8 protein-coding genes are annotated in these 11,432 nt (G+C 61.7%); 1 reads left to right on the plus strand and 7 read right to left on the minus strand.

The window, feature by feature from the left end:
* Positions 1–215: 215 nt before the first annotated feature.
* Complete coding sequence (locus tag CKW35_RS13775; protein ID WP_016489613.1) at positions 216–989, minus strand: ParA family protein; 774 nt, start codon at positions 987–989, stop codon at positions 216–218.
* A gap of 76 nt (positions 990–1,065) precedes the next feature.
* The gene (locus CKW35_RS13780) at positions 1,066–1,965 is read right to left on the minus strand and encodes a LysR family transcriptional regulator (RefSeq protein ID WP_016489614.1); all 900 of its coding nucleotides are present in this window, start codon (positions 1,963–1,965) and stop codon (positions 1,066–1,068) included.
* Positions 1,966–2,130: 165 nt separating this feature from the next.
* Between CKW35_RS13780 and CKW35_RS13785 the strand changes: the two genes are divergently transcribed.
* Positions 2,131–3,318: an MFS transporter gene (locus CKW35_RS13785; RefSeq protein WP_224372599.1), complete on the plus strand. Its 1,188-nt coding sequence runs from the start codon at positions 2,131–2,133 to the stop codon at positions 3,316–3,318.
* Positions 3,319–3,399: 81 nt separating this feature from the next.
* Here CKW35_RS13785 and CKW35_RS13790 read toward each other — a convergent pair whose 3' ends face one another.
* The 5 genes from CKW35_RS13790 to CKW35_RS27960 all read right to left on the minus strand — a co-directional run bounded on the left by CKW35_RS13790 (position 3,400) and on the right by CKW35_RS27960 (position 11,353).
* Positions 3,400–3,747 carry a YgiW/YdeI family stress tolerance OB fold protein gene (locus CKW35_RS13790; protein ID WP_016489616.1) on the minus strand — a complete coding sequence of 116 codons (348 nt, stop codon included), beginning with the start codon at positions 3,745–3,747 and terminating at the stop codon, positions 3,400–3,402.
* 115 nt (positions 3,748–3,862) lie between these two features.
* The gene (gene hemE / locus CKW35_RS13795) at positions 3,863–4,927 is read right to left on the minus strand and encodes a uroporphyrinogen decarboxylase (protein ID WP_051099567.1); all 1,065 of its coding nucleotides are present in this window, start codon (positions 4,925–4,927) and stop codon (positions 3,863–3,865) included.
* Positions 4,928–5,121: 194 nt separating this feature from the next.
* The gene (locus CKW35_RS13800; protein WP_016489618.1) at positions 5,122–6,540 is read right to left on the minus strand and encodes an FAD-dependent oxidoreductase; all 1,419 of its coding nucleotides are present in this window, start codon (positions 6,538–6,540) and stop codon (positions 5,122–5,124) included.
* Positions 6,541–6,663: 123 nt separating this feature from the next.
* The gene (gltB, locus tag CKW35_RS13805; RefSeq protein WP_016489619.1) at positions 6,664–11,109 is read right to left on the minus strand and encodes a glutamate synthase large subunit; all 4,446 of its coding nucleotides are present in this window, start codon (positions 11,107–11,109) and stop codon (positions 6,664–6,666) included.
* Positions 11,110–11,128: 19 nt separating this feature from the next.
* Positions 11,129–11,353, minus strand: coding sequence for a hypothetical protein (locus tag CKW35_RS27960; RefSeq protein ID WP_132844974.1), 225 nt, complete (start codon positions 11,351–11,353; stop codon positions 11,129–11,131).
* Positions 11,354–11,432 lie beyond the last annotated feature (79 nt).

The following is an 11,432-nucleotide window of genomic DNA, read 5'->3' on the forward strand; positions in this document are numbered from 1 at the left end:
GGTATATGGCGAAAGATGGGTGAAGGGTAGCTGCGTAACCTTTAATATCGAATGGAACAAACAAGCCGGACAGCGGTGAACTCACAGAAGGGACTGGCCCAAAACAGATGTGGGAGCGGGCTTGTCCCGCGAAGCGCCGCGCGGGCGGCGCTCGATCTCACAGGCGCCGAAAATGCTGCGCCAGGCACCTGGCAGCCTTGATACCTACCAGACGTCTAACCTCGCTCCTCCAGCAGATCATGCAACTCCACAAACTGCTGGGTCAGCTTGTGCTTGGGCTCCAGGTGAATCAGCGGCAGGCTGGCGTGGTGCGATTCGCGCATCTTCACCGAGCTGCCCAGGTACACCGGTAGCACCGGCAGGCCTTCTTCCAGCAGCTCGTCGAGCATCTGCTGCGGCAGGCTGGCACGGGACTGGAACTGGTTGACCACGATGCCTTCGACCATCAAGTCTTCGTTGTGGTCTTCCTTGAGGTCTTCGATCTCCGCCAGCAGGCCATACAGGGCCTGGCGCGAAAAGCTGTCACAGTCGAAGGGAATCAGCACGCGATCTGCGGCGATCAACGCAGAAACGGCATAGAAGTTCAGCGCTGGCGGGGTATCGATGTAGATACGCTCGTAGTCCTCGTCCAGCTCGTCGAGCAACTTTCGCAGCTTGTTGATCTTGTGCTTGGCCTCAAGCTTGGGCTGCAGGTCGGCCAACTCGGCAGTGGCAGTGACCACGTGCAGGTTGTCGAACGGGGTTTCGTAGATATCGACTTTGTTCTTCTTGCTGAACGGCCCGCTGGACAGGCTTTGCTTGAAGAAGTCGGCAATACCCATCGGGATATCCTCGCCGGTCAGGCCGGTGAGGTACTGGGTCGAGTTCGCCTGGGCATCCAGGTCGATCAAAAGGGTCCGGTAGCCTTCATTGGCACTGACCGCCGCCAGGTTGCAGGCGATGCTCGACTTGCCCACCCCACCTTTCTGATTGAACACCACGCGACGCATGATTGACCTCCGTGTTTCAACGAATGCCCGAGTATGTGGCGGCACTGCGGCAATGGCCAGCGCCATTTGGCCAACATTAGCCCTGGCCGACCACCTGCCCGGTCAACAGCTCGGCAAACGCCTTGGCCATTACCGAATTGCCCCGCTCGCGCTGCACCAGCCACACCGCCGACATCGCCCCTTCATCCAGCAGCGTGCGGTACACCACCCCTTCGATGCGCATACGCTGGAACGACGCTGGCAACACCGATACCCCCAACCCCGCCGAGACCAGGCCGATGATGGTCATTGCCTCCCCAGCCTCCTGGGCAAAGTGCGGGCTGAAGCCCGCCTGCCGCGCCAGGCTGAGCAACTGTGCATGCAGGCCGCTGCCATAACTGCGCGGGAAGAACACAAACGGCTCATGGGCCAGCGCCGCCATGTGCACCCCTTGTTCCGTGCCTTCAGCCAGCGGATGCGATGCGTTGATCACCGCCACCAGCGGCTCGCGGAACAATTCGGTGGCCAACAAGCCTTCCGGCAAAGGCATCGGCCGCATCAGCCCTACTTCGATGGACTCGTCGAACACTGCTTCGGCGATATCACGGCTGCTCATTTCTTTTAAGTTCAGGTGCACAGCCGGGAAGCGCTGGCGAAAGGCATGGATGGCCTTGGGGATCTTCGAGGTGAATGGCGCAGACGAGGTAAAGCCAATCTTCATTTCGCCCAATTCACCCAACTGCGCCCGCCGCGCCACATCTGCGGCCTTCTCCACTTGCGCCAGCACCTGCCGCGCTTCCTCAAGGAACAGTCGCCCCGCCTCGCTCAGCTCGACCCGACGGTTGGTACGCTCGAACAGCCGCGCTCCCAGTTCCTGCTCCAGGGCCTGGATCTGCTGGCTCAGGGGCGGCTGGGAAATGCCCAGTTGCTGGGCGGCGCGGCCAAAGTGCAGCTCTTCAGCCACAGCAATGAAGTAGCGCAGGTGACGCAGTTCCATGACCAGCTCCTAATGAGTCGAAAAACGTCTTAAATAGGTCGAACAATATATTGGATCTAATCATTAGCCAGCTATATGCTTTTTTCATTGCGCCAGAGGTACCCGCCCGTGAAAACTGCTGTAGCTCCCCTTCCTGCCGAACCAGAGCCTGCCTCCCTGAACGAAATGTGGATTGAAAAAGGCACCCCCGCCTTCATGAAGACCGTGCTGGCACTGTTCAGCGGCGGCTTCGCCACCTTTGCCCTGCTGTACTGCGTGCAGCCGATGATGCCGCTATTGTCGAAAGAATTTGCCATCAACGCGGCGCAGAGCAGCCTGGTGCTGTCGGTTTCCACCGCCATGCTGGCGTTCGGCCTGCTGATCACCGGCCCCATCTCTGACCGCATCGGGCGCAAGCCGGTGATGGTCTTTGCCCTGGTTTGCGCCGCCCTCTCCACCCTGGCCAGCGCGGTAATGCCAAGCTGGGAACTGGTACTGGCCACCCGCGCCCTGGTTGGCCTGTCCCTGAGCGGTTTGGCCGCTGTGGCCATGACCTACCTGAGCGAAGAGATCCACCCACAGCACATCGGCCTGGCCATGGGCCTGTACATCGGCGGCAACGCGATTGGCGGCATGAGCGGGCGGCTGATTACCGGCGTGCTGATCGACTTCGTCAGCTGGCACACGGCCATGCTGACCATCGGTGGCCTGGCCCTGGTCGCCGCACTGGTGTTCTGGAAGGTGCTGCCCGAATCGCGCAACTTCCGCCCGCAGATGATGAGCCCGCGCAGCCTGCTGGACGGTTTTGTCATGCACTTCAAAGATGCCGGGCTGCCTTGGCTGTTCCTGGAAGCCTTCCTGCTGATGGGGGCTTTCGTCACCCTGTTCAACTACATCGGCTACCGCTTGCTGGCCGAGCCCTACCACATGAACCAGGCGCTGGTCGGTTTGCTGTCGGTAGTGTACCTGTCCGGGATCTACAGCTCGGCGCAAGTCGGTGCCCTGGCAGACAAGCTAGGCCGGCGCAAAGTGTTCTGGGCCAGTATCGTGGTGATGGCCGGTGGCTTGCTGATGACCCTGGCCAGCCCGCTGGCGATGGTGATCGTGGGCATGCTGGTGTTCACTTTCGGCTTTTTTGGCGCACACTCGGTGGCCAGCAGCTGGATTGGCCGCCGGGCGCTCAAAGCCAAGGGGCAGGCATCGTCGCTGTACCTGTTCAGCTATTACGCAGGGTCCAGCGTGGCCGGTACGGCGGGCGGGGTATTCTGGCACCAGTGGGGCTGGAACGGCATCGGGCTGTTCATTGGCAGCTTGCTGGCGGTTGCGTTGCTGGTGGCGTTGCACCTGAGCAAGTTACCGCCCAAATCGGTGTGAAACATTCGCGGGCACGCCCGCTCCCACAGGGTTCAGTGCAATCCCTGTGGGAGCGGGCGTGCCCGCGAAGAGGCCATCAGGTCAGTTGATGATCTCGACGATATCCACATCCACTTCCCGGCTCATCAGGTGCTTTTCCACCTCACCGGTCAGCTTCACCTTGGTCTTGTCGTTGAACGGCGTCGGCGGCAGGTCTTCATCGTCGATTTCAACAGTGATGGTGCCGGTGTTGTCCTTGAACTCGTACTTGTCGTCGTTGTTGATCTTCTTGGTCACATACCCCTGCAGCACCACGGGCGTGTCATCGGCAGCGTCGTTGGCAGCTGCCACGGTGGTGACCGACTGGGCGCCGGGGCCGGTATAGCTGGCGGCCAGTGCAGCAGTGCTGAACAGCGGGGCAAAGATAAGGGCGAGATAACGTGCTTTCATGAGGATCGGGTCCTGTTTAGGTTTGGATGGGACCAGATTAGCGACGTTCGCTGAATCCAAACTTAATGCAACAAAAAGCCCGGCACAGGGCCGGGCTTTGCTTTCAGCGCTCAGGTCACTGATGGTACTGCGCCGAAAGCTCGTGCACGGCATTGATGAACACGCCCGCATGCTCCGGGTCGACTTCCGGGGTAATGCCATGGCCAAGGTTGAACACGTGGCCGGTGCCGTGACCATAGCTGGCCAGAATGCGCGCCACTTCCTGGCGGATGGCCTCAGGCTTGGCGTACAGCACGGTCGGGTCCATGTTGCCTTGCAGCGCCACCTTGTCACCCACACGGCGGCGGGCATCGCCGATCTCGCAGGTCCAGTCCAGGCCCAGTGCGTCGGCGCCGGCTTCGGCAATGCTTTCCAGCCACAAGCCACCGTTCTTGGTGAACAGGATCACCGGCACCTTGCGCCCTTCGTGCTCGCGGATCAGCCCGCTGACGATCTTGCGCATGTAGGCCAGGGAGAACTCCTGGTAGGCCGCCGCCGACAGGTTACCGCCCCACGTGTCGAAGATCTGCACAGCCTGGGCACCGGCCAGGATCTGGCCGTTCAGGTAGCTGGTGACCGACTGGGCCAGTTTGTCCAGCAGCAGGTGCAGGGCTTGCGGGTTGTCGTAGGCCATGGCCTTGGTCTTGCGGAAGTCCTTCGACGAGCCGCCTTCGACCATGTAGGTGGCCAAGGTCCACGGGCTGCCGGAGAAGCCGATCAAGGGCACACGGCCATTGAGCTCACGGCGAATGGTGCTGACCGCGTCCATCACATAGCCCAGGTCTTTCTGCGGATCGGGGATCGGCAGCGCTTCGATGTCGGCCGGGGTGCTGATGACCTTCTTGAAACGCGGGCCTTCGCCGGTTTCGAAGTACAGGCCCAGGCCCATGGCGTCAGGGATGGTGAGGATGTCCGAGAACAGGATCGCCGCGTCCAGCGGGTAGCGGTCCAGCGGCTGCAGGGTAACTTCGCAGGCAAACTGCGGGTTCATGCACAGGCTCATGAAGTCGCCGGCCTTGGCGCGGCTGGCGCGGTACTCCGGCAGGTAGCGGCCGGCCTGGCGCATCATCCACACCGGGGTGACGTCTACGGGTTGCTTGAGCAGCGCACGCAGGAAACGATCGTTCTTCAGGGCAGTCATGTCGGCATCCGGAAAAATAGTGCGGGCATTTTCTCAGACGCCAGCGCAAAAGGCACGGCCATGGCCATGCGTTTTGTCTATTGGATGCTATAGATCAAGCGTTTTTGTATACAAAAGCTTCGCGGGCATGCCCGCTCCCACAGGTTCTGCGCTTAACCCTGTGAGAGCGAGCATGCCCGCGAATAGGTCGAAAATCAGACTTCGAGGTAGTCCAGGATACCTTCCGCAGCCGTACGCCCTTCGAAGATCGCCGTCACCACCAGGTCCGAACCACGCACCATGTCGCCACCGGCGAACACTTTCGGGTTGCTGGTCTGGTGCTTGAACTTGCCTTTCTCCGGGGCTACTACACGGCCCTGGCTGTCCAGCTGGATACCATGCTGCTCGAACCACGGCGCCGGGCTTGGGCGGAAGCCGAAGGCGATCACCACGGCATCGGCTGGCAGGATCTCCTCGGAGCCCGGGATCGGCTCAGGGCTGCGGCGGCCACGGGCATCCGGCTCGCCGAGACGCGTCTCGACCACCTTCACGCCTTCGACCTTGTCCTCGCCGACAATGGCGATAGGCTGGCGGTTGTAAAGGAACTTCACGCCTTCTTCCTTGGCGTTCTTCACCTCTTTGCGCGAACCCGGCATGTTGGCTTCGTCACGGCGATAGGCGCAGGTCACCGCTTTGGCGCCCTGGCGGATCGAGGTGCGGTTGCAGTCCATCGCGGTGTCACCACCGCCCAGTACCACCACCTTCTTGCCTTGCATGTCGACGAAGTCTTCCGGGGACTTCTCGAAGCCCAGGTTGCGGTTGACGTTGGCGATCAGGAAATCCAGTGCGTCATGCACGCCCGGCAGGTCTTCGCCCGGGAAGCCGCCCTTCATGTAGGTGTAGGTACCCATGCCCATGAACACTGCGTCGTACTCGGCGAGCAGCTGTTCCATGGTCACGTCCTTGCCCACCTCGGTATTCAGGCGAAACTCGATGCCCATGCCGGTGAACACTTCGCGGCGGTTGCTGAGCACGGTCTTTTCCAGCTTGAACTCTGGAATGCCGAAGGTCAGCAAGCCACCGATTTCCGGGTTCTTGTCGAACACAACCGGGGTTACGCCAGCGCGCACCAGCACGTCGGCGCACCCCAGGCCAGCAGGGCCGGCACCGATGATGGCGACGCGCTTGCCGGTTGGTTTGACCTTTGACATGTCCGGGCGCCAGCCCATGGCAAAGGCGGTGTCGGTGATGTACTTCTCCACCGAACCGATGGTCACCGCGCCGAAGCCGTCGTTCAGGGTGCAGGCACCTTCACACAAACGGTCTTGCGGGCACACACGGCCGCACACTTCCGGCAGGGTGTTGGTCTGGTGCGACAGCTCAGCCGCCGCCAGGATGTTGCCTTCGGACACCAGCTTCAACCAGTTAGGGATGAAGTTGTGCACCGGGCACTTCCATTCGCAATACGGGTTACCGCAGCCCAGGCAGCGGTGCGCCTGGTCTACTGACTGCTGCGGCTTGAACGGTTCGTAGATTTCCACGAACTCCTTCTTGCGCTGGCGCAGCAGCTTTTTCTTAGGGTCCTTGCGGCCCACTTCGATGAACTGGAAGTCGTTGTTCAGACGTTCAGCCATTTTTCAAAACCTCTTTACAGCAGCTGCAAGCTACACGCTGCAAGCCGCAAGACGATCACTTAAGCCGGGCAAACCTCGTACTGCCTTCAGGTGCAGCTTGAGGCTTGCCACTTGCAGCTGTTTTTACTGCGGGTTGGCACGTGTGCTGGACAACAGTTGCTTCAGGTTGGCTGCCTTCGGCTTCACCAGCCAGAAGCGCCGCACGTAGTCGTCCAGGTTCTCCGAGAGCTCACGCCCCCACTCGCTGCCGGTCTCTTCCACATACTCGCCAAGTACCCGCGCCAGGTGGCTGCGGTAGGCTTCCATCGCTTCACCACTGATACGCTGGATTTCCACCAGCTCGTGGTTCAGCTTGTCGACGAAGCTATTGTCCATGTCGAGCACGTAGGCGAAGCCGCCAGTCATGCCAGAACCGAAGTTGTAACCGGTCTTGCCCAGGACGCAGACAAAGCCGCCGGTCATGTATTCACAGCAGTGATCGCCAGTGCCCTCGACAACAGCGTGGGCGCCGGAGTTACGCACAGCGAAGCGCTCGCCCGCAGTGCCCGCGGCAAACAGCTTGCCGCCAGTGGCACCGTACAGGCAGGTGTTGCCGACGATGGCGCTGTGCTGGGTTTCGAACGGGCTGCCGGCTGGCGGCACGATGGTGACCTTGCCACCGGTCATGCCCTTGCCGACGTAGTCGTTTGCATCACCCTGCAGGTGCAGGTTCAAGCCACCGGCGTTCCACACGCCAAAGCTCTGGCCCGCAGTACCCTTGAAGCGGAAGGTGATCGGGTTGGCAGCCATGCCCTGGTTGCCGTACAGCTTGGCGATTTCGCCAGAGATGCGGGCACCGATGGAGCGGTCGCAGTTGCAGATGTCGAGGTTGAACTCGCCACCGGCCTGGTCGCGGATCGCCGGCAGGGCCATGTCCACCATCTTCTCGGCCAGCTCGCCTTTGTCGAACGGCGGGTTCTTGTCGACTTCGCAGAATTGCGGCTTGTCTGCCGGAATGTGCGAGCTGCCCAGCAGCGGCGACAGGTCCAGGTACTGCTGGCGCTCGGTATCGCCTGGCAGCATTTCGAGCAGGTCGGTACGGCCGATCAGCTCGCCCAGGCTGCGCACGCCCAGCTTGGCCAGCCACTCACGGGTTTCTTCAGCGACGAAGGTGAAGAAGTTGATCACCATGTCGACGGTGCCGATGTAGTGGTCCTTGCGCAGCTTGTCGTTCTGCGTGGCTACGCCGGTGGCGCAGTTGTTCAGGTGGCAGATGCGCAGGTACTTGCAACCCAGGGCGATCATTGGCGCGGTACCGAAGCCGAAGCTTTCGGCGCCAAGGATGGCCGCCTTGATCACGTCCAGGCCGGTTTTCAGGCCGCCGTCGGTCTGAACCCGCACCTTGCCGCGCAGGTCGTTGCCACGCAGGGTCTGGTGGGTTTCGGCCAGGCCCAGTTCCCACGGGGCGCCGGCGTACTTGATCGAGGTCAGCGGCGAAGCACCGGTACCACCGTCATAACCGGAGATGGTGATCAGGTCGGCATAGGCCTTGGCCACGCCAGCGGCGATGGTGCCCACGCCGGCTTCTGCCACCAGCTTCACGGACACCAGGGCCTGCGGGTTGACCTGCTTGAGGTCGTAGATCAGCTGGGCCAGGTCTTCGATCGAGTAGATGTCATGGTGCGGCGGCGGCGAGATGAGGGTCACGCCCGGTACCGCATAACGCAGCTTGGCGATCAGGCCGTTGACCTTGCCGCCCGGCAGCTGGCCGCCCTCACCAGGCTTGGCGCCCTGGGCAACCTTGATCTGCAACACCTCGGCATTGACCAGGTATTCAGGGGTCACACCAAAGCGGCCGGTGGCCACCTGCTTGATCTTCGAACTCTTGATGGTGCCGTAGCGCGACGGGTCTTCACCGCCTTCACCAGAGTTGGAACGCGCGCCCAGGCGGTTCATGGCCTCGGCCAGCGCCTCGTGGGCTTCCGGCGACAGTGCGCCCAGCGAGATACCGGCCGAGTCGAACCGCTTGAGAATGGCCTCCAGCGGTTCGATCTGCTCCAGCGCCAGTGGCTGGTCGGCCACCTTCACTTTCAGCAGGTCGCGGATCATCGATACCGGACGCTGGTCGACCAGCGTGGTGTATTCCTTGAACTTGGCATAGTCGCCCTGCTGCACGGCGGCTTGCAGGGTGTTGACCACGTCCGGGTTGTAGGCGTGGTATTCACCACCGTGGACGAACTTCAGCAGGCCACCTTGCTGGATCGGCTTGCGCGCGCTCCAGGCTTCGGCCGCCAGCAGCTTCTGGTCGCTTTCAAGGTCTACGAAGCGCGCCCCCTTGATGCGGCTGGACACGCCCTTGAAGCTCAGGCCGACCACTTCTTCGGCCAGGCCGATGGCTTCGAACAGCTGCGCACCGCGGTATGAGGCGATGGTGGAGATACCCATCTTCGACAGGATCTTCAGCAGGCCCTTGGAGATGCCCTTGCGGTAGTACTTGAACACTTCGTCCAGGTCGCCCAGCACTTCGCCGGTACGAATCAGGTCAGCCAGTACTTCATACGCCAGGTACGGGTAGACGGCCGAGGCACCGAAGCCCAGCAGCACGGCAAAGTGGTGCGGGTCGCGGGCGGTAGCGGTTTCCACCAGGATGTTGCTGTCGCAACGCAGGCCCTGTTCGGTCAGGCGGTGGTGTACCGCGCCAACGGCCAGCGAAGCGTGCACCGGCAGCTTGCCCGGGGCGATGTAGCGGTCGCTCAGCACCAGCTGGGTCTTGCCAGCGCGCACGGCTTCTTCAGCCTGGTCGGCGATGTTGCGAATGGCCGCTTCCAGACCGACGCCCTGTTCATAGTTGAGGTCGATCAGCTGACGGTCGAAACCTTCGCGCTCCAGGTTCATCAGCGAACGCCACTTGGCGGGCGAAATGACCGGGGAGCTGAGGATGACCCGCGAAGCGTGCTCCGGGGACTCCTGGAAGATGTTGCGCTCGGCGCCCAGGCAGATCTCCAGCGACATCACGATGGCTTCGCGCAGCGGGTCGATCGGCGGGTTGGTCACCTGGGCGAACTGCTGGCGGAAGAAGTCGTAAGGCGAACGCACACGCTGCGACAGCACGGCCATCGGCGTGTCGTCACCCATCGAACCAACGGCTTCCTGGCCCTGCTCACCCAATGGGCGCAGTACCTGGTCACGCTCTTCGAAGGTGACCTGGAACATCTTCATGTATTGCTTGAGCTGGTCAGCGTCGTAGCTGGCCGCGCCCTGGTCGTCGGTCAGCGTCGCCTGGATACGGGTGGCGTGCTGACGCAGCCAGCGCTTGTACGGGTGGCGCGACTTCAGGCGGTTGTCGATGGCGTCCGTGTCGAGGATCTGGCCGGTTTCGGTGTCCACCGCCAGGATCTGGCCCGGGCCGACACGGCCCTTGGCCAACACTTCCTCAGGCTGGTAACCCCACACGCCAATTTCCGAGGCGATGGTGATGTAGCCGTTGGTGGTGGTCACCCAGCGCGCCGGGCGCAGGCCGTTGCGGTCCAGCAGGCACACCGCGTGGCGGCCTTCGGTCATGACGATACCGGCCGGGCCATCCCACGGCTCCATGTGCATGGAGTTGTATTCGTAGAAGGCACGCAGGTCGGCGTCCATGGTCTCGACGTTCTGCCAGGCTGGCGGTACCAGCATGCGCACGCCGCGGAACAGGTCGATGCCACCGGTCACCATCAGTTCCAGCATGTTGTCCATGCTCGACGAGTCGGAACCGACACGGTTGACCAGCGGACCGAGCTCTTCGAGGTCGGGGATCTGGTCATTGGCGAACTTGGTGCGACGGGCCATGGCCCAGTTGCGGTTGCCGGTGATGGTGTTGATCTCGCCGTTGTGGGCGAGGAAGCGGAACGGCTGCGCCAGCGGCCATTTCGGCAGGGTGTTGGTGGAGAAGCGCTGGTGGAACACGCAGATCGCGGTTTGCAGGCGCTCGTCACCCAGGTCTGGATAAAACGCCGCGAGATCGCGCGGCATCATCAGGCCTTTGTAGATGATGGTCTTGTGCGAGAAGCTGCAGATGTAGTGGTCGCTGTCGTGGGCGTTAGCCACCGATGAACGGCGACGGGCACTGAACAGCTTGATGGCGAATTCCTGGTCACTCAGGCCTTCGCCACCGATGAACACCTGTTCGATCTGCGGCAGGCGCTCCAGGGCCAGGCGGCCGAGTACGCTGGTGTCGATCGGTACCTTGCGCCAGCCGACCAGTTTCAGGCCAGCGGCGAGGATTTCGCGGTCCATGTTGGCGCGGGCCGCTTCGGCTTTGACCGGGTCCTGGTTGAAGAACACCATGCCGACGGCGTACTGCTTGGGCAGCTCGACGGCGAAGTGTTCCTGGGCCACGGCTCGCAGGAATTGATCGGGCTTCTGCATGAGCAGACCGCAACCGTCACCGGTCTTGCCGTCGGCGTTGATACCGCCACGGTGGGTCATGCAGGTCAGCGCCTGCATGGCGGTTTGCAGAAGGTGGTGGCTCGGTTCGCCCGTCATATGGGCGATCAGGCCAAAACCACAGTTGTCCTTGAATTCTTCGGGATGGTACAGACCTGTTTTCATAGACACATTCTCACCAGGTTCACCTCTCAACGGAGGTAAATCTCTTTTTTAACAACCACTTACCATCCACGCCGATCAAACGCCAGCTTTTTTGCGGTGGCCATGGAAAACCATTGTTGCACAGCGACAGCGACGCCCACAAATTTTCATGTCTCACCATTGAAAATTTATGTCGTAATTTTGAATGTTTTTGCGCCATGCGCCGTGATAGCGGCTTGGCGTGAGTCTGAAGCGTTTCAGCCATGACTGCAACTAGGGGCTTGTGGCCGGCAGTCTGGGACAGAAAAGCCTGCCGCGTTGAAACGCAGCAGGCTATTCGAAAG

The sequence above is a fragment of the Pseudomonas sp. Irchel 3F3 genome (genome assembly GCF_900187545.1).
In the GTDB taxonomy this organism is placed as follows: domain Bacteria; phylum Pseudomonadota; class Gammaproteobacteria; order Pseudomonadales; family Pseudomonadaceae; genus Aquipseudomonas; species Aquipseudomonas fortuita.